This window comes from Pedobacter ginsengiterrae, from assembly GCF_039537385.1.
GTDB classification, from domain to species: domain Bacteria; phylum Bacteroidota; class Bacteroidia; order Sphingobacteriales; family Sphingobacteriaceae; genus Pedobacter; species Pedobacter ginsengiterrae.
Window position 1 is genome coordinate 67,861 of sequence record NZ_BAABAK010000009.1, and the last position, 23,255, is coordinate 91,115.

Sequence of the window (23,255 nt, forward strand, 5' to 3'; positions counted from 1 at the left end):
ACTGGTGGTGTTGGCTATACACTAAGTGTTTTTTCATTTGGATATATGCGGTTTTTTTAGGCAATTTTGCAGCATACTTAATTCATAAAAAATAAATAATGGCTAATCTAGCAGACGAGAACAAGTTTTTTGCAGATGTATGCAAGAACTTTGACAGTGCGGCTCAATTCACCAATCATCCAGAAGGTTTACTGAGCCAGATTAAAGCGTGTAACAGTGTGTATCGTTTTCAATTTCCAATTCGCAGAGGAAACGGTTTTGAAGTTATCGATGCATGGCGTGTAGAGCACTCGCATCACATGAGTCCAACTAAAGGCGGTATTCGCTACAGCGAAATGGTTAATGAGGATGAAGTGATGGCACTTGCAGCCTTAATGACATACAAATGTGCTATCGTAAACGTACCATTCGGCGGTGCAAAAGGTGGTATCAAAATCAATACTAAACAATATAGCGTAGCTGAGTTAGAAACAATCACTCGTCGTTACACTACAGAGTTAATTAAGAAAAATTTCATAGGTCCTGGTATCGATGTTCCTGCTCCAGATTATGGTTCGGGCGAACGCGAAATGAGCTGGATTGCAGATACATACATGACCATGAATCCTGGTCAGTTAGATGCATTAGGTTGTGTAACTGGTAAGCCAATCGCTTTACACGGGATCCGCGGACGTAAAGAAGCTACTGGTCGTGGTGTTGCTTATGCAGTACGCGAATGTGTTGATGTTGCAGAAGATATGGCTAAAATCGGCTTAAAAGCTGGTTTAGGAGATAAAAGAGTAATCGTTCAAGGTCTAGGTAACGTAGGTTATCATTCCGCTAAATTCTTAGCAGAATTTGGTGCTACGATTGTTGGTTTGTGCGAGTACGAAGGTGCTATTTACAATGCTAATGGCTTAAATGTTGATGAGGTTTTTGCTCACCGTAAAAATACAGGTTCAATTTTAGGTTTCCCTGGTGCTACCGATTTCAAAAACTCAATGGAAGGTTTAGAGCAAGATTGCGATATTATCGTACCTGCGGCTTTAGAAAACCAATTTACAGAGCTTAACATTCGTAACATTAAAGCAAAAATTATTGCAGAAGGTGCAAACGGACCAACTACTCCAGAAGCTGAAGCTATTTTCACTGAAATGGGTGGAATCATTATTCCAGATATGTATTGCAATGCTGGTGGGGTTACTGTATCGTATTTCGAGTGGTTAAAAAACCTTTCTCACGTAGCATTCGGACGTATGGAAAACCGTTATGCGGCTAATTCAAACGCAAATTTAATTGCTACTTTAGAAAACTTAACAGGAAAAACTATTCTTCCAGAACACCGTTTAATGATTGTTAAAGGCGCATCTGAAATGGAATTGGTAAATTCTGGTTTAGAAGATACCATGATTCATTCGTACCACGAAATCCGTGAGACTTTGAAAAATAAGCCAGCTACACAAACTTTAAGAACTGCAGCTTTTGTTAATTCAATCGATAAAATTGCTGTTTCATATATGAACTTGGGCGTTTGGCCATAGTAAGCTGAAAGTCGAAAGACTAAAGCTTAAAGCGAAAAATCCTTGCAGATGAATAATTTGCAAGGATTTTTTATTTAGAAAATGTATGGTTCTGAGTTTTGTGGGGCAGGGTTGGCCCCGCTTTCGTTGCAATCTTTTGTTAATGTCAGTCTAAGCATGTCGAAGATCTGCATCAAAAGTATTTTCACTCCAATCGGGTTTAGGTACAATAGAAACTGCAAAACAACAAATTATCATTCGATCTATATCGATTTTGTCGTTAATCGACACATTTGGCTGTTTATTCGGAAGAAGAAACACTTAATTCCTCCAAATCCAATCTCCATTCTTCTTTCCTGATAATATCATCATCAAAGTTTTTATTTCTTTTCAAGTGATGTAGTTCATCACGTTGCACCTGAATTAACGCGAGTACAATTTCATGGTAAGCTTTTAAATCTTGCTTATCAATATCACCTTTTTTAAAGGCTTGTATGGTATCCTTTTTTTCAATTAAAGAATGCTGCAACTCTGCTTTTAAATTCACCATCAATTCATTGTGGGTACATTGATATTGGTAATCTGCTTTCAATTTATCTAAAGAAAGATCAATTAATTTTAATTTGATCTGGCTAGTTTGTTCCTGTTCAGAAAGTTTGCTTTTCGCTTCGGGTATATTTAATAACTTAATTACAAAAGGCAAGGTAAGCCCTTGAACAACCAGTGTAACAAATATTACAACAAAGGTTATAAACAAAATCAAATTCCTCAGCGGAAACGGTATCTGATCTGAAATCATTACTGGTATAGAAAGCGCCGCTGCTAGAGATACCACACCTCTCATGCCCGCATAAATAATAATTACAAACGAATGCCAGGTCATATCCTTGTAGCGCTCTCTGGTTTTTTTGTTAAACAACTGCGTTATTCGTGCCGTAGATACCAACCATAAAAAGCGAACTACAAGAGCTAAAATACTAATACCAACACCATAACCAATCGCTTTTGCAATAGGGTAGTTAGGGCCTAAGCCGTTTACAATGTCGGGTAATGCCAAGCCAATTAAAATAAACACTACACCATTAAGCATAAAGGTTAAAGAAGACCATACCGACACCGTCTTTATTCTCGATTGTGAAGTAAGAATTACATGCGATTGACTGGAAAGTAACAATCCCCCAGAAACAACCGCCATTACGCCAGAAGCTTCGAAATGCTCTGCTACAACATACATAAAATAGGGTGTAAGCAGTGTTAAAACGGTATCAATATTATCTGTGGTTGGTAGCCAGCGGTGGATGGCATAAAATATTCCGCCAATGGCAAGGCCGATTAATATTCCCAAACCAGCAACCGATACAAAACTAACAGCTGCATCTTGCATAACAAATGTGCCACTTACAACAGTTGCCAAAGCAAATTTGAACACAATTAAACTGGATGCATCATTTACTAAGCTTTCGCCTTCTAAAAGTGCGGTAACTGTTTTAGGTATTTTTAAACCCTTTAAAACTGCTGCTGCCGCCACTGCATCTGGTGGAGAAACAATTCCACCCAACAAAAAACCAAGAGCCAAAGTAAAACCTGGTATAAATGCCACCGATGCGTAGGCAACTGCAACTGATGTGATGAAAACTAAACCCACTGCCATTAAAAATATGGCCCCTTTATATTCCCAAAAATCTTTCCATGACGTAAACCAGGCAGCTTCGTAAAGTAGGGGAGGTAAAAAAAGTAAGAAAACGATGTTCGGGTCTATTTTTAAGTTTGGCATTCCTGGAATAAATCCGATGGCCAAACCAGCTAAAACCAAAAATATTGGATAGGAAATTTTTATTTTCTGGCCAACCATAACGAGAAGTGTTACGCCAAGAAGTAGAACAAGAATTAAAATCAGGTTATCATGTAACATGCCGAAGAAATATTGTTTGTGGGTTTATGCACTAAATTTATTAAGAAATTTTGGATGTAGGCAGTAGATTAAGTTTACAAGCCTTTTAAAGTTTGATAAAGTGAATTAATATCGTCATCTATAAAGCTTAAATTTCCTTTAATTCTAACTTTGCCGCGATTAATTGCATCACCGTTAACCTCTAGTTGTTTCAAATTTTTTAAGTATGGTTTTAAAACAGGTAGATCCAACTGTCTATTCAACTTTGAGAAATTAATGTTCAATCCAAAAAAATCATCACTAGAAACTACAGATGGATTTAGAATAGCAGATTGCTTGGTGCTGAAAATTAATTGCTTTCCAGCTTCATTAGCAAAAACTTTATAAAGCGGGAATACAGATTTATTAAGTATTCCGCTATCTAAATGAATTACATTTTGTCGACTGAGATAATTTTTAAATCCAGCTGCTGCATCGATGCTGAATATAAAATTCGGTATTTTTCGCTTCTGTAAAGTTACTTTTTCAACCTTTTCAAAATCATCATTGTAGTCGTAGCTAATAACAGAATCAAGTTGATTGATTGTTCCTGTCCATTCAAAATCCAGGTAGCCTTCATAATACTTGGCTAAACTATCACTTTCTAAAACTATAGTTTTTAGTTTTAAAGGTTTGTTTACGGCTTTAGCAAAATCAGCATTCAACCAAAAATTTACACTGCTTTCTACATTGAATTTTCTGTGTTTGAGTGTTTTAGATGGTACAATCGTTTCCAATAAAAACTCAAAACTAAATTTTACTGCACCATTTTCAAAATTGATTGAACCTTGGTTTTTGAGATTTTGAAAAGCAATATGTTCGGTAGCTTGGGCGATGTTTTTAAAATTACTTTCAACAATTTTGATTTGATTTTTCTGTTTTAAAATGTCGGTCAATACCGAATCGTAGTTTGCTACTTCGTTAGAAACCACAAAGGCTGCTGCATCGTTATTATAGAGAATTGTAATATTCCCTAATCTGGATTTTCCATAATTTAAGCCTTCCTTTTTAAAGAGTTGAAATTTCAATGTGCCTTTCAAAAAGTTCTCAAAATCCTTTAAATTATCTATCGCTAACCTGGAGAATAAAGCAGTTTTAGGCTGATTTTGAATGCTGTAAAAGTAAATGCTAGCTGGAATTTTCAATCCATGTTCAAACCCCTCGATTTTTGAAGCTTTATTTTGGTTTGAATCTGATTTCAGATAAAAACCTGGATGAGCCAGTAGGTTTGTTGCCAAACTTTTATAAATCTCATCGGCACTAAATTTTATTAAAGCGGTAGTGTTTTTCGGTATTGAAATCTGATTGGCTTGATACTGTCTGTATTTAAAGGTGCCAACAAAAAAAATAAGCAGTGATAATAAAATCACTGCCGTTATTTTTAAAAATTTCTTCATCAAAATGTTTTTTTACCGCAGATAAACACAGATTTTCGTTTTGAATCTATGTTTTATCTTTGGTTAGTAATTTTACTATTTCGCTGCATTCTCAATTAAAGAGAACAAATATTTCAAAGCATTTTCATGTCCGTTCGGAATTTCAGCGCTAATATCAGCAGAAACTACATTGCCTTTAATCGGATTAGATTTCATGTAAATGTTTCCCATTTTGCCTAAAGTTTCATTAAACTTTTTAGCTGTTTCTTCACCACCAATTTCCGAATCAGGTACTTTGCCAACTAAATTTTTTGCATTAAACAAGAAACTAAAGTTGTTCTTCGCCAATAAATTTTTATGAGTTTTGCTAATAGCCGAGTTAAAACTGTTATTGCTAATGCTTTGCATTTCAGTTAATGAATTCCCGAAAAATACAATCCCATCTTTAATCATAAAATAAATATCTATCGGACTTTTCTTTTCTTCAATTTTATAAATACCGTTGTTCGTGCTAACATAATTCTTATTTATGCCGTATCTTATCAGCTTATTCATCAAACGGGTGTCTTCTGATGAAAACATGAATAAGAAATCGGGCAATGTTTCTTTTTTCGTTTTGGTTACTTCTTTACGGTTATAATCATCATCATACTCGTAAGTTGTATAAGTTACTTCTTTGCTATTTAAGCCGTTAATTACGAACAAAGCATCGCCTTTTACAACATTACTTACGGCTTCTTCGTCCAATAAAAGCGAGAATAAATCAGAACCTAATTCAATTTCCTCATCCATTTTGCCGCCTAAAAATGAGCCATAAGTTTGCTTCAACAACTTAGGGAATTCTTCCAAATAAGCTTTTGTATCAATAGAATAGCCCATAAAGCCTATTGCCTTTTCGCTATCTACATATTTCAGAAACTTTTTATTCAGTTTTCTATCCATAATTTTTTTGTAAGAATCAGCTTGTTCTTTTGCCAATTCTAAACCTGTAGAAATGCGGAAACTTGTTTTATCCATAAACAGTTTAGCATTTAAACTGCCATACCCTTTCATAATTCCAGCTTTGCCATAAGTGCCAAATTCTGGGGCAATTGAATTGTAAGCATCTTGCAAACTCGAGACCCAAATTTCTGCAATCGCTTTTTGATCTAAACTCGAAGTGTAAGATTTATTAGTCTCGATAGATTCGTAATTGGTGCTAAAAATCTTATCTGCTTGAATATTCATCCAAATAAAAGCCAATTGTTTTTTCTTTGCATCTTGTTCTGCTCTTTCTTTTTGATATTCATCATATCGTTCATCAGGATTTCCTGTTTGAGTCATCGCTTCAGCACCATCAACCACGTCAATTTCTTCTGCCATAGGCGCATCTGTAATTTCGACCTCGTTAATTTCTTCAATTTTTTTAACAGCAGGCTTTTTCTTCGCTGGTTTCTTTTTGCTTGATTTCTTAGAGGATGCCTTTTTTGTACTTGCCTTTTTTTGGTAAGCTTTTATATTCGGAGTGTATGGTTTTGATAAAACTGGCGGCGGTGGGGCTAAAACTACATCAACAACTTCATTCGGTTCTGTTGTGGTGGCATAAGTCGAGTCAATCGCTACAACTGCACTATCTGTTAGGTCATCATAATTATTTTGATACTTTATTTCTTTAATACCATAGCGGGCAGAATTAGCTGAATCAGCAAAAAATGAACTTCTTATACTTCCAGTTACAAAGTAAAGCATATTATTATTCCACTTGATAATGCTTGTACTGTCAGGCAAAATCATCGTTCTAATATCACCTTCGGTTTTAAATTTCTTTTCCTTCTCGTTAATTAGGCTTTCAAATTTTGTAGCATCCTTTAATGGAATTAAGAAGCAGTTATAGTTAATGCTATCGCTTAACTGATTAAAATAATACATATTCTTCTCCAGGTTAATCCCAAAATCTTCAATACTTGTAAAATTTTTATCGAGCGATTTTGAGGTTTCGGTTAGCAGCTTTTTACCAAGAAAAGATTCGTTAAAATCTTTAACGAACATCAGTTTAAATACATTATCACCCTTTATTGTGGCTACGGTAAATGCATTTGCTGGAATTTTTTTGACTAAATCTTGCGCCTTAGCTAATTTAAAGCTAAAAAGGAGAGAGAAAGCGATTAGAAGGTTTTTCATTTTATAGATATGTTTTTCAATGATGATTACATGATTTTTAATTATTTAAAATCATGACGGTTTTATTTAGATAGTTGTATTTGGTTGGAAACATTAATTTTTCCATTTATTAAATCCATAATACTGCTCTTTAGCATAACAGCTTTTTTAGACTTTGATACGTTTGATACTGGATTACTACTGCTTGTTACAGGAGATTCAAAACGATAAATACTTGTATAGGTTGCGGTATTAAAAACCGCTTTGTCCTGGCTTTTGAGTTTGTTAAACTCTGTTTTTGCTGTGCTAACAGCCTGGTATTTTCTGCTAAAGGTTTTCGTTGCTTTATTATAGCTGTAAGATGAGTTATTGGTGGCCTTAATTTTCTGTTGAGCCAAGATGTTCTTAGTAATGTTATTAATATTCGAAATATCTTTAAATGAAAAACTTATTGTAGCGATGTAATTATTAAAATCAGTACTGCTTTTAACATTGGATATACCTTCCGATTTTCGGAGATAAGCTACTGCCTCATTTAACTCCTGCTGAATTTTCTGTTTACTCGGAACTTTATAGCCCTGAACACTATCTAAAAGCATAACTGACGCTACTTTCGTTTTACTCTGACTTAAGTTTATAGTTAAAGTCACATCACCTGTTCCATCGTTTTTCATGTTAATTTCTTCAATAACTTGAAAACAAGAACTTAAAACAGGTATTAAAATAATAAATAATAAAAACTTACAGAGCTGCTTAAGCTTCATGCTAAAATCTAATTAAATCTACTGGGAATGTGAAAAAAGGAATGATTATCTGTCGCATCAAATTTAACATTTTAAGCCTATACTTTTAAGCTATTTTACATATAAACTACGTTTTTCTAAGAACGATTATAAATAGTCTCTAAAATTGATTTTTAATTCTACAAAAAATCAGGTATTTGTCAATATAAAGACAAGAAAAATGTAAAAGAATGTTCACTATGCCTATTTTTCTATCTTTGTTACCGACTTTTACAACTAATAGAAAAATGAAAAAAAGTGCAATAATTGGTTTGATTACCATTGCGATTTCAGTGGGAATCTTATTTAGCTTAAATGCGAATACGGATACTTATTCTAATTTCAAAGAAGCATCAACTTCTGGCAAAGAAGAGCACGTAATGGGCTATTGGGAAAAATCAATGGGCATTTACTATGATGCTGTAAAAGACGCCAATCATTTTGGCTTTCACATGAAAGATGAAAAAGGCGAAATTCGTGAAGTAATTTATAACGGAACTAAACCTCAGGATTTTGAAAAATCTGAGAAATTAGTGCTTATCGGTCAGATGAAGGGCGATAAATTCTATGCGTCGAAAATTTTGATGAAATGCCCATCTAAATACAACGATAACTTAGTTGAGATTAATAAAGATGGCAAGGTAGATACAGTGAACCAGAACGGCGAAAAAATATATAAATAATTTTAATGGATATTCAATTTGTAGGCGAGAGCTTGTTACCGGGTAAAATCGGACAGTTTTTTATTGTGTTGGCATTTAGTGCATCTTTACTATCAACAATTGCATATTTTTATGCCAGTCGCGAGAAAAATTTAGAGGATAAATCATGGAGAAACTTAGGCCGAGTTGGGTTTTTGGTTAACTGGGCTAGTATTATTGGTATCGGAGCCATCTTATTCTACTTAATTTTAGGCCATTATTTTGAATATTATTATGTTCAATCGCACTCTTCAAAGCAACTTCCAGTATATTATATTATATCAGCATTTTGGGAAGGACAAGAAGGTAGTTTTTGGCTATGGGCTTTCTGGCAATCGTTTTTAGGCGGCCTTTTAATATGGAAAGCTAAAACCTGGGAACGTCCTGTAATGACTGTTGTGGCATTCTCACAAGTGTTTTTAACATCGATGATGTTGGGTGTCGAGATTTTTGGCGAACGTATTGGTAGCTCTCCCTTTATCTTATTAAGAGATGCAATTGATTTAAAAGCGCAGGCGCCTGTTGTTTTTGCAAATCCAGAAAATTATAAAAACTACCTTAAGTTTATAACGGATGGTAAAGGATTAAATCCATTGTTGCAAAACTATTGGATGGTTATTCACCCGCCAACATTGTTTTTAGGTTTCGCCAGTATGGTTGTACCTTTTGCATACGGAATTGCAGGTTTATGGCAAAAAAGATATAAAGAGTGGATTAAGCCAGCTATGCCATGGACGCTTTTTGCAGTAATGGTTTTAGGTACAGGTATTATCATGGGTTCTTTCTGGGCTTACGAAGCGTTAAACTTTGGTGGTTTTTGGGCTTGGGATCCTGTAGAAAATGCATCACTCATTCCTTGGTTAACCTTAATTGGTGCTGTACACGTAATGATTGCCTATAAAAATACGGGTCATGCTTATTTTACCGCAATTGCATTAGTTTTCTTGAGTTTCTTACTGGTACTTTACGCATCTTTCTTAACCCGTAGTGGTATATTGGGCGATACTTCAGTTCACTCATTTACCGATATGGGTATGTTTGGACACCTGATTCTTTACAATGTTGTTTTTGCAGCTATTGCAGTATTTTTGCTCGTTATACGTTGGAAAGAGCTTCCAATTACAACAAAAGATGAAGAAACTTATTCTCGTGAATTTTGGATGTTTATTGGGGCTTTAGTGGTTACCATTGCCTGTATTCAAGTTATATTTTCTACTTCGGTTCCAGTATTTAACAAAGCATTTGGAACGAATTTCTCGCCGCCAATTGATGCGGTTAAGTATTACAATCAATGGCAAGCGCCTTTTGCGGTATTAATTACGTTAATTTCAGGGTTTTCTCAATATTTAAAATACAAAAGAACCGACCCACGTAAATTTTATAGCAGTTTAGTTTCGGCTATATTATTTTCTATAATTTTAACAGCTGGTTTGGTTTATGTTGCAGAAATTTACACCAATACGATGTATATTTTGATGACTTTTAGTTGTCTTTTTGCAATTCTTTCTAATGCAAGTGTTTTATATCAGGCATTTGGTGGCAAAGCAAAATTAGCAGGTTCGGCCATTGCGCATATTGGTTTTGCATTTTTAATTTTGGGCGCACTTATATCAGCAGCTACAAGTAAGCCAATCTCAATCAATGCGAACAACTTCATCCCTGTTAAGGATTTTGAAAAAACAGAGAAACCTGGCGAAAATATTATGTTGTACAAAAACGAGCCTAAGAAAATGGGCAAGTACACGGTAACTTATGTTAGCGATACAACAGAAGCACCAAATACAATTTACACTTTAAACTTTAAGGTTTACAATGCAGATGGTAAACTTAAAGAAGATTTTAATCTACATCCTCACGTTCAGGATAACGATAAAATGGGTTTAATTGCTTCGCCAGATACAAAGCATTATTTAACTTATGATGTGTACACACATATTACCAGTGCAGCAATTAAAAAAGAAGCGCATGACGATCATGAAGGGCATTCTGATGATGAGAATTATAAAGCACCAAGGATAGTTAAAGTTGCAGTTGGCGATACCATACACACTTCGAGCGGTATTGTAACTGTACAGGCGTTAAATAATAAGCCTGTTGCAAAAGATTTAACTTTGGCAAAAGGTGATTTTGCAGTGGGTTTACCATTAGAGATTAATGCAAGTGGAAAAATTTATAATACCGAGCCACTTTTCTTAATTAAAGGAAATAATACTTTCGATTTTGCCCGTAAGATAGAAGAACTGGATTTAAAATTCAGGTTTACAAAAGTATTACCTGATGAGAAAAAAGTTGAGCTTCAGATTTATGAAAAACCTCAGCAAGCTAAAGATTGGATTGTATTTAAAGCAATTGAATTCCCATTCATTAATTTATACTGGGCAGGTACAATTGTAATGGTTATTGGTTTCTTGTTCTCTATTTTCAGAAGAAGAAAAGAAGCTAAAACAGCATAAAATGAACATTGTTTTATTAGGTTCTGGAAACGTAGCAACACATTTGGCAATAGCATTAAAAGCTGTTGGCGAAAACATTGTACAAGTTTTTAGTCCTAATTTGGAACATGCAAAGCAACTTGCTGCTAAATTAAATACGCAGGCCATTAACAATTTAGCAGAAATTAATAACCAGGCTGATTTATACATTATTTCTGTTAAAGATGATGCGATTGCAGAAGTTGTAAATGGTTTATCCAACGTTGATGGATTAGTTGTTCATACTTCTGGAACAACAGATATTAAAGTTATTTCATCCGTTTTAAACAAAGCAGGTGTTTTTTATCCTTTGCAAACTTTTTCAAAAGCGAAAGAATTAAACTTTAATAATATTCCACTTTGTATAGAATCTACAGATGCCGAACAATTTGAAAAATTAAAAGTATTGGCGCATAAGCTAAGCAATAAGGTTTATGAGCTTGACGGTGAAAAACGAAAAGTATTACATTTGGCAGCCGTTTTTGCCTGTAATTTTACGAATCATTTATATTCGATGGCGAATGAGTTATTGGTGAAAAATGATTTGGATTTTGATATCATCAGACCGTTAATTGCGGAAACGGCAAACAAAGTTTTAATCGATTTACCTGCAAATGTTCAAACTGGACCAGCAGTTAGAAACGATGAAAGTACAATGAATAAGCATTTAAGCATGCTAGCAGACCTGCCTGAATTGCAGGAAATTTATGAAACCTTAAGTAACAGCATTAAATTAGTACACAAATAGTACAATTGCGGCTTTTGCTTATTACTTTTGCAAAATAATTATGAGCATTTTTAAACTAAAAATAAATTTTGAAGAAGCAGATCACGAATCAATAGAATTGCCTATTGCTGCTGGTGAATCTGTTTTAGACGTTTGCCTGGATAACGGAATTGATTTGCAACATAACTGCGGTGGTGTTTGCGGCTGTAGTACTTGCCACGTGTACGTAACGAAGGGCATGGATAATATCGAAGAGATTTCTGATAAAGAAGAAGATTTTATCGATAGAGCTGTTCGCCCAAGAATTACTTCGCGTTTGGGTTGCCAATGCTTGGTTATTAATGGCGATATAGAAGTAACCATTCCTGATCAATCAGGCTTTATGGGGCACTAACTGTCGGGAGCTTTTAGTCAGAGTACGGAAATCAATTAACAATTAACAATAACAAAACATGAATAACGATAAATTCGCTTTACCTTTTTACTGGAACGATTATGAAGACATTGCAATGTCTTTATATGAGAAATTTGGTGATGATTTTAATGAAACTAAAATTTACCGTATTCGCTTTACCGAATTATTAGAGTGGGTATTAGAATTGCCAAATTTTAAAGGAACTCGCGAACAAAGTAGCGAAGGCCATTTGGAACAAATTCAAACTGCCTGGTGCTACGAGTGGAGAGATAATCAAGATTAATTGGCAAGTTAAAAGTGCATATTAGCGGTTTTTACATATAAGCTTTTAAACTGATAATTCGCAACCTGTAACTAATATGTTTCTACAAAAGCTAAAAGATATTACCACTTTCATTTTTGATGTTGATGGTGTTTTAACAGATGGCTCTGTTCAGGTTACTGATATTGGCCAATCGTTACGCACTTTCAACATTAAAGATGGCTATGCTATGCAACTAGCGGTTAAACGTGGGTACAAGCTTTGCATTATTTCTGGAGGCGATGGAATTGCAATGGCTAAACGTTTTGCAAATCTTGGTATAACCGACGTTTTTTTAGGTGTTGGCGATAAAGTTGAAATCTTTAACAACTACCTTAAAAATAAAAATATTACTGCTGGTGAAGTGCTTTACATGGGCGATGATATTCCTGATTTAAAAGTGATGAAGTTAGTAGGATTAGCAACCTGTCCTGCTGATGCAGTTGAAGAAATTAAGGCTATTTCTACCTTTATTTCCCCATATAATGGAGGGAAAACAGCTGTCAGAGATATTATTGAGAAGGTAATGAAGGTGCAGGGCAGGTGGCACGACGACAATCCAAATGCGGCCGATTCGGGAAAGTAGATTACTTGTTGAAGTCTAGTAAAATTCTAATCCCTCTCATTCACTGCCAATATAAAATTATAATTTTCAGACATTAAAAATTTGCTATACATAAGATTATGTACGAAATTTACTTATTATTAATCAATCGATTGATTAATTTATATGGTTAGAAAATATTAAATTTAATATATGAGCACTTATCTTATCCCAGTAGATTTTTCGAAAACAGCAGAACATGCTGCTAAATATGCCGCAAAGTTAAGCAGAACTATGAGTGGCTATAAACTAATTTTGCTTAACGCTTATTACGTTTCTGAATATGAAACTATTCTTCCAACACTTGACTTTGTTATAACTACTGATGCACATATTGCAGAAGAGATTCATAATAGGTTAGAGGCTTTGGAGAAACTTAAACGTAAGCTGCTAGAAATTAATCCAGAAGCTGATATTGAAATTTCATTAACCAGGGAAACGATTCTAAGATCAATTGTAGAAAGGATCAATAAGGAAGAGATTGATTTAATAATTATTGGTAGCAATGGCAAAAAGGCGAAAGACGAAAGTGACATCGGTTCAAATGCGATCACAATTTCCAAAGCAAGCCCAGTTCCTGTTTTAGTTGTGCCGCCAAAGGCCGATTATCAATCTATTAGAAAAGTAATTCTGGCCTGCGATTTTAAAAAGGTAAAAGAGGTAATTCCGATGCATTCATTACGAAATATTTTAAGTAAACATGCAATCGAATTATTGGTATTAAATATCGATTCGAAAGATAATATTGATTCAGAAGAGCAACATTTCTTACATGATATGCTCAAAGATTTTTCTCCAGTTTACCATTATTCAGATCATCCAGATACGATAAAAGGCATTGTGAAATTTGCTAAAGCTGAAGAAGCACAGTTAATTATTGCGCTCCCAAAAAAATATAGCTTTTTCCAAAGTCTTCTGCACGAAAGTGTTTCTCAGAAACTAACAATTAAATCTCATGTACCTGTTTTGTTGTTAAAGGATTAAGGTTTGAAAAATTTTAACAATGCAACAAGTAAGTTACAGTTTGGTGTTAAACTATTAACTTTTTTAGCATTCAAACAAGTCTTAAAAAACAACTAAAAACAACTAAAAACAAAAAAACATGAAAAAATTAATGATGATTTGTGCTTTGTTATTTTCTGTAATAACTTATGCAAATGCACAACAAGGTGGTGGTCGTATGGGTGGAACACCTGAGGAACGAGCAAAAAGAAGTACCGACATGCTAGCTGAAAAATTAAAGCTTAGCGACGAACAAAAAACTAAAGTTTTAGCTATTTATACCGCTCAAGGTGCAGAAATGACTAAAGCAAGAGAAGCAGCTGGTGGCGATATGTCGGGCATGAGAGAGAAAATGACAAAAATGAACGATGAAACTAACACTAAAATTGATGCTGTTTTAACTGCAGAACAAAAACCAGCTTTTAAAACTTGGTTAGAAGAACGTAAAAAAGCAATGGAAGCCCGTATGAACGGAGGAGGTGGTAAATAATCCATTTCCAAATAATTAAGAATAACAAAAGCGGCTTTAAGTCGCTTTTGTTATTTTAGCGGAAAATTAATTCAAATATGCTTCAAAATACACCAATAATACTTGCTTCAAAATCGCCACGCCGACAAGAACTTTTAAAACTAATGGGATTAAATTTTAAGGTCGAATTAAAAGATGTTGATGAAAGCTATCCTGAAGATTTGAGCCCTGCGGAAATTGCTGTTTATATTTCTGAAAAAAAAACTAGGGCATTTTCGGCTGATGACGAAATAGTAATTACTGCCGATACAATTGTGGCTTTAAATGGAGAAATTTTGGGTAAACCAAATGATAAAGCTCATGCACAGGAAATGCTTAGAAAATTATCTGGTTCTAAACATGAGGTTTACACTGGTGTTACTTTAGTGCAGGGCGGTAAAAAAATATCATTTTATGATGTAACTGAAGTTAGTTGTAAAGTAGTTACAGATACAGAAATTGATTTTTACATTGATAATTACAAACCATACGATAAAGCTGGCAGTTATGGCGTGCAAGATTGGTGGGGAATTGTTGTTGTGGAAAAAATAAATGGTTCTTATACGAATGTAATGGGACTACCTACTGAAAAATTATACAATGAATTGCTTAAGCTGATTTAATAGAAAAGCATAGAACTATAGAAGACTTGCTAAAACACCCATTTTTAAATCGTAAGTAGATAAGCTTAGTTGATTTAACTTTAACCTTCCCATTACGTAATTGGTAATTAAGGCCGCTATTACAATCATGTCGATTCTTAAAGGAATCATTCCAGGCATTTCAGCTCTTTCTTGGTGCGTGCTATTGATAAGTTTTAGCGTTGTGGCAATATACTCGTCATAATTAAATGCATAAGTTTTAACTTTGCATATATCAACCTCTTGATTGTTTTTTCTGATAATTAATTCTGCAAAAGTTTCGAAAGCACCAGCCGAGCCAATTAATTTTGTTGGTTGATGTTTTTCACAAATTTCAAACAAATCAACAAGTTGGTTTTGAACATGGTTTAGAATGGCATGTTTTTCTCCATCGTTAATTGGATCTGATTTAAAAAACTGCTGCATTAGTCTTGCAGCGCCAATATTATAACTTTTCTTCCAGATTAGTTGCTCTGTATTGCAAAGAATAAACTCTATGCTTCCACCACCAATATCCATAATTAAAGATAAATCCTGAATTGCACCACTAAGTTTTACACCTTTATAAATCAATTCAGCTTCTTCATCACCACTTATCGTTTCTATTTCGATATCCGCTATCGCTTTAGCTTCAGATACAAATTCCGCACCGTTTTTCGCACTTCTAACTGCTGAGGTAGCTGTTGCTTTTACCTGATCAACATTAAACTCTTTAATGCTTAGGCTAAAATCTTGTAATGTTCTTATACCTCTGTTAAAAGCTGCAGGAATAATTAAATTATCGTTTATTCTCCCTTCGCCTAATTTTACAGGAACGTTGGTTTTATAAAGAATTTCGAAAGTTCCACCGAAAGATTCTGCAATAAGCAAGTGAAAAGTATTCGTTCCTAAATCGATAACTGCAAAGCGCATATTTATAATTTTGTGAATAAATATCGTGGTAAAATTTTAGATATCCACGCAAAGATGCGCCACCTTTTACTTACATAAAGCACTTCGGCACTTCTTTCTATACCAGCAATAATTTGATTAGCTGCCTTTTTAAGCGGTGTAACCCAAAATAAATTATCGCCTTTAGCCATTGCTGTATCCATAAATCCTGGGCGAATATCTAAAATATGAATGCCTAGTTTTTGCTGCTTAGATTTTTTAGATAGTCCTTCTAAATAGTTAATTTGATAAGCTTTTGAAGCGCTGTAGGCAGGTGCTTTTTCGTTTCCACGTAAACCTGCTACAGATGTTATTGCTGCTATGTAACCGTGTCCTTGTTGTTTAAAATATTCGAAAGACCAGGTAATAACATTAGTAAAAGAAACGACGTTGGTTTTTAAAGTATCCTGTTCAATTTGATTATCTAAGTTTTCATTTATTTCGCCGTAACCAGCGCTATAAATTAACATATCAAAACCATCAAGCCTTGCAATAAGAGAACCTAAGTTATCTAATAAATTTGGTTCATCATTTACATCAAAACACGAGGCGAAAATTTTGTTAGGCTTTAAAGCCTCAATTTCATTTAGCAAAGTTTGCCTTTTACCCGTTATGCCTACGGTATAGCCAGCATCCGACATTTTCAGGGCCAAGGCTCTACCAATACCCGATGTTGCACCAATAATTATAACTTTTTTCAAAGCTTTGAGCGTTTAGATTTTTATAGGAAATATTTTGAATAAAGTTAAGCGCAAAATATCGCTTTTATTGTATGTTTAAATTGATGGTTAGGTGTAATTATAACGCTTATTTTGACTTAATTTTTATACCAGAACCATTTCGCCATCTCTTTAAGGCTTGCTTTTTTACCATACATTAAAATACCAACTCTGTATATTCTTGCGGCAAACCAAACCGTACCGATAAATCCAATTACGAGGATGAACATCGATAAGGCCAATTCCCAAGCAGGTACACCATAAGGTAATCTTACAACCATAGCAATTGGCGAGGTAAAAGGAATCATCGAAAGCCAAAACGCAACGCTGCCGTAAGGGTCGTTTGTTACTACGCTTAGCGATAAAGCATAACCTAAAAGCAATGGCATCATTACAGGCATCATAAACTGCTGTGTTTCGGTTTCACTATCAACAGCTGAACCTATTGCGGCATACAGGGCACTGTAAAAAAGGTATCCACTTAAAAAGTAAAAAATAAATACCAAAATAATTTTGGCCAAGTCTAAATTCTGTAAGCTTTGCTGAATATTTCCAAGTGGACCATTAGTCATTGCTGCAGCCTGAACTTGCTGTGCAGAAGGATTTGCAGCCGATACCTGAGCACTCGATGAAACGATTTTCTGAGCATCATCTTTATTTATAAAAACAGTTACAGCCAAGGCCGATATAGAAAAAGTTAATACAATCCAAAGCAAAAACTGGGTTAAGCCAACCATGGCAATGCCGATAATTTTTCCCATCATTAACTGAAAAGGTTTTACCGAAGAAATCATGATTTCGATAATTCTGCTTGTTTTCTCTTCAATTACGCCTCGCATTACCTGCACTCCATAAAGCATAATAAACATAAACATAAGTACACCTGCAACAAATGCAATTATGGTGCTGGCGCCTGCACTACTGTTTTCTTCCTTACCGGTATCGCCTATTTTTTTAGTATCGATCTTAACATTGCTTTTCAGGTTATCTAAATCAGTTTGCGAAATGCCCGATTTTTTTAGTTTATAATCTCGAATTAAATCTTCAATCGAATCTGAAATTCTTCCATCTAAAGATAAGCCAGCTTGTTTCGTTCCAATTAGTTCGATGCCAGCTGGTTTATCAATATCAAAGTCGGGGAGATACAAAATGTAATCGTAATCGCTTTTCTTCAGAGTTTTCTTTAAGCTTTCGAAAGAATCATTAACATAAACATAAGTTACGTTTTTGTTCGAAGTTAGTTTTTCTGTTAAAGTTTTGTTTTGGTTTACAACAGCAACCTTGTCTGTTTTATCGTTAATCCCCTTAATCGAAAAATAGATAATTAAACCATAAAAGCCTGCAATAATTAAAGGCGTTAAAAAAGTCATAATAATGAACGATTTCTTTTTAACTCTCGATAAGTATTCTCTTCGTATAATTAGTAAAATTTTGTTCATAATTTATTTTTTTACACGCTCAATAAAAATATCATTCATACTCGGAATTACCTCAGCCAAGCGATTAATTCGAACTTTGGGTAGCATTTCGCTTAATACATCGTTAGCGGTATAACTTTCTTTAAGCTTAAATTTCAAGCATTTTCCGTCTTTTACATCGCTTGTTTCCAATACATCAAATAATGCATTATTCGTAAAGTCTGTGTCGCCAGCATATTCTATAACATACGTATTATTTCTGTACGATGCTTTAATGTCATCAACTGCACCATCCAAAATCTTTTTCGATTTATCGATCAATGCAATATTGTCGCAAAGTTCCTCAACACTTTCCATGCGGTGGGTAGAAAATATAAAAGTTGTGCCTTTAGCGTTTAACTCAAGAATTTCATTTTTAATTAAATCGGCATTTACAGGGTCAAAACCAGAGAAAGGCTCGTCCAAAATAATTAATTCGGGATTATGTAAAACTGTGGCAACAAATTGAACTTTTTGTTGCATCCCTTTACTTAAATCTTCAACTTTTTTATTCCACCAGGTTGCCATATCTAATTTTTCGAACCAAAATTTTATACGTTTTGTAGCTTCAGATGTGCTTAAGCCTTTTAATTTAGATAGATATAAAACTTGCTCACCAATTTCCATCTTTTTATATAAGCCACGTTCTTCGGGCAAATAACCAATTTGGTTAATGTGATTAGAGTTAAGTTTTTGTCCATTAAAAATAACTTCTCCGCTATCTGGGGCAGTAATTTGAGTTATAATTCTAATTAACGATGTTTTACCAGCTCCATTAGGGCCTAATAACCCAAAAATTTTGCCCTGTTCAACTTCCAGGCTCACATCATCAAGCGCACGGTGGGTTGCATATTGTTTAACAATATTTTTTACACTCAGCATAGTTAAAGTCTTTAATCTATTAGTCGCAAAAAGTATCCAAAGGTTACAAAAGGTAAAATGTTTTTTGAAAAGCAAATACAGAAGCATTTTGGTTACGATAGTCCTGCTGTACATTTTGGCCTTCGTACCTCAGGGCCGCCATTTCCATCAGGTTTATTTAACCCCAAACATTGCTTTTTATTAAAAAAATAATGTAGTAGCCATTTCAGATTTTTAACTAACGAAACATTTTTGTAGAATTTATTTCGTGTAATAAACAACTAAGTAGTTATTGTATAACTATCTGAATTATAGTTATTTAATTATATTTACTTTATCGTTAAACAGCTTTTTGTCAGGTTTTTGTGTTCTTGGTTTTGTATTACATACATTATCATTTATTTTCATTTATTAATTGGCTGGCAGAAACAGAAAAACTTCATTTATCAAACAGGATATGCTATTTTTTGAGTTATACTTAAAACTTAAAAGATTTTAGCTCAATTAATTACAGCTTTTTTATCATAAAGTTATATATGCTGCAGAATGTAAATAATCTTAACCAGAATAGCATTGGCGGAACTTACACCATAGCCGACAGCTTTCGTATAAGCTACAACGCTTTTGTTAGTTTGATAATTCCTGGCAAGAATAGCTTTTTAAGAAAAATTTTTTCTCGTACTGAACAGGAACAACCTGCTAAAATTGTTTCTATGAAATACACCAACTTCTGTAAATCGGAACAAGAGTTGATTGAAAGATATGGGGGAATTGCTTTTGATAAACAAATTGATGTTGCAGAATTAATTGGTGCAAATAGCTGGAGTTTGGATATGATTAATTGTGAAATTAGTTTTGGAAATAACCTGGTTATTCCTTTTCAGATTTTAGGCTCATTTTCGCGTTCATCGCAAAGTTGGCTTTGGGCTTGGGCAAATACTAAAGCCGAAATGGCAACTGATTCTTTAAACCATGCACTAAAGCTTAAAAAGTATGGTGAAGATAATAATATCGACTTTTTAAAGATTGATCATTTTGAAGCTTCGAATATAGATTTACATTTAATTGGTTTAACAGCATCAGGAATGATGAAATCGAGTGGATATTACATTGCAGATTACGGTAAGGGTGCGATGGTTTTTACATTAAAAAGTGATGCAATTGATAAGATTGCTAAAAACGAGCATGAAAGAATTTTAAGTGTTTTTCCTCAGTTAATATCCGATTTTGATGTTAACCATAAAGCTGCATTTAAATGTTATTTAGAAGAAAAAGGTTATAAAGTTTCAATAGAGAAGTATAAAATAACAGGTGTAAAGGGCATAAACCAAATTACCGCAGAGTTTGATAAAGATAGTATATTAACCAATTTGAACGGCTAAAAGCCCATATGAGAAACCAAAAAAACCGATGCTTTCGTATCGGTTTTTTTGGTTTAAATCATAATCGTCTAGAGTGGATATTCTCTAGCTAAATTTCTTATTCAAAATATTCTTTCATTCTATCGAAAAAGCTTTTTTCGTTTTTACCTGGCTGAGGTTTAAAGTTGGCAGAATCACGAAGTTTTTCTAAAATAGTGCGCTCTTCACTGCTTAAAGCCTTCGGTGTCCAAACATTAATATGAATAATTTCATCGCCTCTATGGTAAGAATTTACTTCTGGCAAACCTTTTCCTTTTAAGCGTAAAAGTTTTCCGCTTTGTGTACCTGGGTCTATTTTAATTTTTGCTTTACCATCAATTGTTGGTACTTCAATACTTATGCCTAAAGCAGCATCTGCAAAACTCAAGTGTAAATCGTAAACTATATTATTTCCTTCGCGTTTTAATGTATCGTGAGCAGTTTCTTCAATTAAAATAATTAAATCTCCAGGAACGCCACCATTAGGTGCTGCATTACCTTTACCACTCATACTTAATTGCATGCCTTCGCTTACCCCTGCAGGAATGTTAATTGTAATGGTTTCTTCCCCACGAACAACTCCATCGCCATGGCAAACATTACATTTTGCAGTAATTTGCTGGCCGCTACCATTACAAGTAGGGCAGGTAGATGCCGTTTGCATCTGGCCTAAAATTGTATTGGTAACTCTTCTAACCTGGCCACTACCTCCACAAGTACCACAAGTACTTACCGATGATTTATCTTTAGCTCCAGTTCCATCGCAAGTTTTGCAGGAAATAAGTTTGTTAACTTTTATTTTTTTCTCGGCTCCGTGAGCAATTTCTTCTAACGTTAATTTAACTTTTATACGAAGGTTAGAGCCTTTAGCTACACGGCGTCCGCCACGTTGCTGGCCACCACCGCCACCACCAAAAAAGCTTTCGAAAGGATTATGACCACCAAAAATATCTCCAAAATTACTGAAAATATCATCCATGTTCATGTTGCCGCCGCCATAACCTCCTGATGCACTGCTGCCAACACCTGCATGACCAAATTGATCATAACGTTGTTTTTTCTCAGGATTACTTAAAACTTCGTAAGCTTCTGCAGCTTCCTTAAACATATCTTCTGCAGCTTTATCTCCTGGGTTTTTATCAGGGTGATATTTGATAGCCATTTTACGATATGCCTTCTTAATTTCATCTGCAGGGGCGCTTTTGGTAACGCCTAATACATCATAATAGTCTCTTTTACTCATCTTTTTTATAAAATGATTGAATTTTGAATGGTAGTATTTAAGAATGTTTTCCCATTCCCTAATTCATTCCTTTCATTACTCAATAATTATTTTTATGCTCCAACTACAACTTTAGCAAAGCGGATAACATTATCATTTAACGTATAACCTTTTTCAACTTCATCAATTACTTTTCCTTTTAGCGCATCCGTAGGAGCAGGAATATTGGTAATTGCTTCGTGGAAATCAGTATCAAAATCTTTGTTAATGCTTTCTACATCTTTTAAGCCTTTTTGAGCTAATGTATTCTTTAATTTATGGCTAACCAATAAAATACCTTCTTTAACAGGTGCAACATCTGCAGCCGTTTCCATTGCTTTTAATGCACGATCGAAATCATCTAAAACTGGAAGAAGCGAAACGATTACATCTTTACCAGCAGTTTGTAATAATTCTACGCGTTCTTTTTGAGTACGACGTTTATAGTTGTCAAACTCGGCATATAAGCGTAAATATTTATCATTAAGTTGTTGAACTTCAGCTTGTAATTTTTCTTCGGCAGTTTGCTCTTCAACTTGCTCTACATTTTCTTGATTATCAGTGTTTTCTGGAGTTTGAGCCTCCAGTTTTTCTGATGCATTTTCAGTATTCATTATATTTTCTTCTGTAACGTTATTTTTCTTCTTATTAAACATAATATTAGGCTGAATTTTTTGTGTTAATCGCAACTACTTTGCCATAAAGCGAAATCAGCCAAGCTGGCAGATTTATATAGATTTATCTGAACAGATTGGCTGATTGACTGACAATAAATTTGCGATTGAAGATTTACGATTTTAGATTGGCATTCTATAATTCGTAATTTGTTAATCTAAAATCGTAAATCCAATTAGGCTATTTGTGCATCTTCATGAACAACACCGCTTTCGCATTTGATAATACGTGATGGAAAAGTTCTGATAATGTGGTAATCGTGTGTAGCCATTAAAACAGCGGTTCCATTTAGGCTAATTTGTTTTAATAGGGTTACAATTTCTTCTGATGTTTCTGGATCTAAATTTCCTGTAGGTTCATCAGCAAGAATAATTTCTGGATCGTTTAGTAGTGCTCTGGCGATTACAATACGTTGCTGCTCACCACCCGAAATTTCGTGAGGCATTTTCTTAATTTTTGAACGCAAACCTACTTTATCCAATACATCTTTTATGCGCTCGTTAATAAGTTTTTCGTCTTTCCAACCTGTAGCTTTTAAAACAAATTCGAGGTTTTTTTCTATAGTACGATCGGTTAATAGTTGAAAATCCTGAAAAACAACACCTAATTTACGACGTAAAAAAGGTACTTGGCTTTCTTTCATGTCCTTTAAGTCGAAACCAGCGATATTTCCGTTTCCACTTCCAATATGTAAATCGCCATATAAAATTTTAAGCAAACTACTTTTACCCGAACCAGTTTGACCAATTAAGAAAACAAATTCGCCTTTTTCTATATGTAAGTTTACGCTTGAAAGTACTAGGTGTTTTTGTTGAAATACATCAACATTGCTTAAATGAATTACGTTTTCTGCCAT

Annotated in this window: 22 protein-coding genes; 11 read left to right on the forward strand and 11 right to left on the reverse strand. The window is 34.3% G+C overall.

Translation table 11 applies throughout. The features are described 5' to 3' along the window. The first annotated feature begins 98 nt into the window (after nt 1-98). A complete protein-coding gene (locus ABD692_RS08165; protein ID WP_316763855.1) occupies nt 99-1,520 on the forward strand; it encodes a Glu/Leu/Phe/Val family dehydrogenase in 1,422 nt (473 codons plus the stop codon). A gap of 280 nt (nt 1,521-1,800) precedes the next feature. Here the strand turns inward: ABD692_RS08165 and ABD692_RS08170 are convergent, their stop codons facing one another. From ABD692_RS08170 to ABD692_RS08185, 4 genes are all read right to left on the reverse strand, one after another. Beyond that, a complete protein-coding gene (locus ABD692_RS08170) occupies nt 1,801-3,411 on the reverse strand; it encodes a Na+/H+ antiporter (protein ID WP_316763852.1) in 1,611 nt (536 codons plus the stop codon). 74 nt (nt 3,412-3,485) lie between these two features. Then, the gene (locus tag ABD692_RS08175) at nt 3,486-4,826 is read right to left on the reverse strand and encodes a hypothetical protein (RefSeq protein ID WP_344766136.1); all 1,341 of its coding nucleotides are present in this window, start codon (nt 4,824-4,826) and stop codon (nt 3,486-3,488) included. 75 nt (nt 4,827-4,901) lie between these two features. Continuing rightward, complete coding sequence (locus ABD692_RS08180; RefSeq protein WP_344766137.1) at nt 4,902-6,965, reverse strand: hypothetical protein; 2,064 nt, start codon at nt 6,963-6,965, stop codon at nt 4,902-4,904. Between the two features lie 62 nt (nt 6,966-7,027). Next, nucleotides 7,028-7,708, reverse strand: a complete 681-nt coding sequence (locus ABD692_RS08185) for a hypothetical protein (RefSeq protein WP_344766138.1) — start codon at nt 7,706-7,708, stop codon at nt 7,028-7,030. Between the two features lie 266 nt (nt 7,709-7,974). Here ABD692_RS08185 and ABD692_RS08190 point away from each other — a divergent pair, with 266 nt between their 5' ends. From ABD692_RS08190 to ABD692_RS08230, 9 genes are all read left to right on the forward strand, one after another. After that, nucleotides 7,975-8,409: a cytochrome c maturation protein CcmE domain-containing protein gene (locus ABD692_RS08190; RefSeq protein WP_316763842.1), complete on the forward strand. Its 435-nt coding sequence runs from the start codon at nt 7,975-7,977 to the stop codon at nt 8,407-8,409. Between the two features lie 5 nt (nt 8,410-8,414). Then, complete coding sequence (locus ABD692_RS08195) at nt 8,415-10,880, forward strand: heme lyase CcmF/NrfE family subunit (RefSeq protein ID WP_344766139.1); 2,466 nt, start codon at nt 8,415-8,417, stop codon at nt 10,878-10,880. Between the two features lies 1 nt (nt 10,881). Then, nucleotides 10,882-11,646 (forward strand): Rossmann-like and DUF2520 domain-containing protein, encoded by a 765-nt coding sequence (locus tag ABD692_RS08200; RefSeq protein WP_344766140.1) that lies wholly within the window; start codon nt 10,882-10,884, stop codon nt 11,644-11,646. A gap of 40 nt (nt 11,647-11,686) precedes the next feature. Continuing rightward, nucleotides 11,687-12,019 (forward strand): 2Fe-2S iron-sulfur cluster-binding protein, encoded by a 333-nt coding sequence (locus ABD692_RS08205; protein WP_344766141.1) that lies wholly within the window; start codon nt 11,687-11,689, stop codon nt 12,017-12,019. Nucleotides 12,020-12,077: 58 nt separating this feature from the next. Beyond that, nucleotides 12,078-12,323 (forward strand): Fe-S cluster assembly protein IscX, encoded by a 246-nt coding sequence (iscX, locus tag ABD692_RS08210; RefSeq protein ID WP_316763830.1) that lies wholly within the window; start codon nt 12,078-12,080, stop codon nt 12,321-12,323. 76 nt (nt 12,324-12,399) lie between these two features. After that, entirely contained in the window at nt 12,400-12,927 is a 528-nt protein-coding gene (locus tag ABD692_RS08215) for a KdsC family phosphatase (protein ID WP_344766142.1), read from the forward strand. A gap of 171 nt (nt 12,928-13,098) precedes the next feature. Then, on the forward strand, nt 13,099-13,929 hold the full coding sequence (locus ABD692_RS08220; protein ID WP_344766143.1) for a universal stress protein: 831 nt from the start codon (nt 13,099-13,101) through the stop codon (nt 13,927-13,929). 118 nt (nt 13,930-14,047) lie between these two features. Then, complete coding sequence (locus tag ABD692_RS08225) at nt 14,048-14,437, forward strand: hypothetical protein (RefSeq protein WP_316763823.1); 390 nt, start codon at nt 14,048-14,050, stop codon at nt 14,435-14,437. 77 nt (nt 14,438-14,514) lie between these two features. After that, nucleotides 14,515-15,078 (forward strand): Maf family protein, encoded by a 564-nt coding sequence (locus ABD692_RS08230; RefSeq protein WP_344766144.1) that lies wholly within the window; start codon nt 14,515-14,517, stop codon nt 15,076-15,078. A gap of 15 nt (nt 15,079-15,093) precedes the next feature. On the opposite strand, the gene ABD692_RS08235 is transcribed toward ABD692_RS08230, so the two are convergent. The 4 genes from ABD692_RS08235 to ABD692_RS08250 form a co-directional block, all read right to left on the reverse strand. Beyond that, entirely contained in the window at nt 15,094-16,008 is a 915-nt protein-coding gene (locus ABD692_RS08235; protein WP_344766145.1) for a Ppx/GppA phosphatase family protein, read from the reverse strand. Nucleotides 16,009-16,010: 2 nt separating this feature from the next. Continuing rightward, nucleotides 16,011-16,727, reverse strand: a complete 717-nt coding sequence (locus ABD692_RS08240; protein ID WP_344766146.1) for an SDR family NAD(P)-dependent oxidoreductase — start codon at nt 16,725-16,727, stop codon at nt 16,011-16,013. A gap of 116 nt (nt 16,728-16,843) precedes the next feature. After that, nucleotides 16,844-18,184 carry an ABC transporter permease gene (locus tag ABD692_RS08245; protein WP_344766147.1) on the reverse strand — a complete coding sequence of 447 codons (1,341 nt, stop codon included), beginning with the start codon at nt 18,182-18,184 and terminating at the stop codon, nt 16,844-16,846. A gap of 3 nt (nt 18,185-18,187) precedes the next feature. Further along, nucleotides 18,188-19,084 carry an ABC transporter ATP-binding protein gene (locus tag ABD692_RS08250; RefSeq protein ID WP_316763809.1) on the reverse strand — a complete coding sequence of 299 codons (897 nt, stop codon included), beginning with the start codon at nt 19,082-19,084 and terminating at the stop codon, nt 18,188-18,190. Nucleotides 19,085-19,599: 515 nt separating this feature from the next. Here ABD692_RS08250 and ABD692_RS08255 point away from each other — a divergent pair. Beyond that, nucleotides 19,600-20,445 (forward strand): DUF6882 domain-containing protein, encoded by an 846-nt coding sequence (locus ABD692_RS08255; protein WP_344766148.1) that lies wholly within the window; start codon nt 19,600-19,602, stop codon nt 20,443-20,445. 97 nt (nt 20,446-20,542) lie between these two features. Here ABD692_RS08255 and dnaJ read toward each other — a convergent pair whose 3' ends face one another. The 3 genes from dnaJ to ABD692_RS08270 all read right to left on the reverse strand — a co-directional run bounded on the left by dnaJ (nt 20,543) and on the right by ABD692_RS08270 (nt 23,255). Next, nucleotides 20,543-21,706 carry a molecular chaperone DnaJ gene (gene dnaJ, locus ABD692_RS08260; protein ID WP_316763800.1) on the reverse strand — a complete coding sequence of 388 codons (1,164 nt, stop codon included), beginning with the start codon at nt 21,704-21,706 and terminating at the stop codon, nt 20,543-20,545. Nucleotides 21,707-21,798: 92 nt separating this feature from the next. Next, on the reverse strand, nt 21,799-22,380 hold the full coding sequence (locus ABD692_RS08265) for a nucleotide exchange factor GrpE (RefSeq protein WP_344766149.1): 582 nt from the start codon (nt 22,378-22,380) through the stop codon (nt 21,799-21,801). 194 nt (nt 22,381-22,574) lie between these two features. After that, complete coding sequence (locus tag ABD692_RS08270) at nt 22,575-23,255, reverse strand: cell division ATP-binding protein FtsE (protein ID WP_316763794.1); 681 nt, start codon at nt 23,253-23,255, stop codon at nt 22,575-22,577.

What these genes read in the sequence shown, in the direction of transcription:
- ABD692_RS08165 (WP_316763855.1), top strand. Translation starts at nt 99, where the DNA reads ATGGCTAATCTAGCAGACGAGAACAAGTTTTTTGCAGATGTATGCAAG.
- ABD692_RS08170 (WP_316763852.1), bottom strand. Translation starts at nt 3,411, where the DNA reads ATGTTACATGATAACCTGATTTTAATTCTTGTTCTACTTCTTGGCGTA.
- ABD692_RS08175 (WP_344766136.1), bottom strand. Translation starts at nt 4,826, where the DNA reads ATGAAGAAATTTTTAAAAATAACGGCAGTGATTTTATTATCACTGCTT.
- ABD692_RS08180 (WP_344766137.1), bottom strand. Translation starts at nt 6,965, where the DNA reads ATGAAAAACCTTCTAATCGCTTTCTCTCTCCTTTTTAGCTTTAAATTA.
- ABD692_RS08185 (WP_344766138.1), bottom strand. Translation starts at nt 7,708, where the DNA reads ATGAAGCTTAAGCAGCTCTGTAAGTTTTTATTATTTATTATTTTAATA.
- ABD692_RS08190 (WP_316763842.1), top strand. Translation starts at nt 7,975, where the DNA reads ATGAAAAAAAGTGCAATAATTGGTTTGATTACCATTGCGATTTCAGTG.
- ABD692_RS08195 (WP_344766139.1), top strand. Translation starts at nt 8,415, where the DNA reads ATGGATATTCAATTTGTAGGCGAGAGCTTGTTACCGGGTAAAATCGGA.
- ABD692_RS08200 (WP_344766140.1), top strand. Translation starts at nt 10,882, where the DNA reads ATGAACATTGTTTTATTAGGTTCTGGAAACGTAGCAACACATTTGGCA.
- ABD692_RS08205 (WP_344766141.1), top strand. Translation starts at nt 11,687, where the DNA reads ATGAGCATTTTTAAACTAAAAATAAATTTTGAAGAAGCAGATCACGAA.
- iscX (WP_316763830.1), top strand. Translation starts at nt 12,078, where the DNA reads ATGAATAACGATAAATTCGCTTTACCTTTTTACTGGAACGATTATGAA.
- ABD692_RS08215 (WP_344766142.1), top strand. Translation starts at nt 12,400, where the DNA reads ATGTTTCTACAAAAGCTAAAAGATATTACCACTTTCATTTTTGATGTT.
- ABD692_RS08220 (WP_344766143.1), top strand. Translation starts at nt 13,099, where the DNA reads ATGAGCACTTATCTTATCCCAGTAGATTTTTCGAAAACAGCAGAACAT.
- ABD692_RS08225 (WP_316763823.1), top strand. Translation starts at nt 14,048, where the DNA reads ATGAAAAAATTAATGATGATTTGTGCTTTGTTATTTTCTGTAATAACT.
- ABD692_RS08230 (WP_344766144.1), top strand. Translation starts at nt 14,515, where the DNA reads ATGCTTCAAAATACACCAATAATACTTGCTTCAAAATCGCCACGCCGA.
- ABD692_RS08235 (WP_344766145.1), bottom strand. Translation starts at nt 16,008, where the DNA reads ATGCGCTTTGCAGTTATCGATTTAGGAACGAATACTTTTCACTTGCTT.
- ABD692_RS08245 (WP_344766147.1), bottom strand. Translation starts at nt 18,184, where the DNA reads ATGAACAAAATTTTACTAATTATACGAAGAGAATACTTATCGAGAGTT.
- ABD692_RS08250 (WP_316763809.1), bottom strand. Translation starts at nt 19,084, where the DNA reads ATGCTGAGTGTAAAAAATATTGTTAAACAATATGCAACCCACCGTGCG.
- ABD692_RS08255 (WP_344766148.1), top strand. Translation starts at nt 19,600, where the DNA reads ATGCTGCAGAATGTAAATAATCTTAACCAGAATAGCATTGGCGGAACT.
- dnaJ (WP_316763800.1), bottom strand. Translation starts at nt 21,706, where the DNA reads ATGAGTAAAAGAGACTATTATGATGTATTAGGCGTTACCAAAAGCGCC.
- ABD692_RS08265 (WP_344766149.1), bottom strand. Translation starts at nt 22,380, where the DNA reads ATGTTTAATAAGAAGAAAAATAACGTTACAGAAGAAAATATAATGAAT.
- ABD692_RS08270 (WP_316763794.1), bottom strand. Translation starts at nt 23,255, where the DNA reads ATGGCAGAAAACGTAATTCATTTAAGCAATGTTGATGTATTTCAACAA.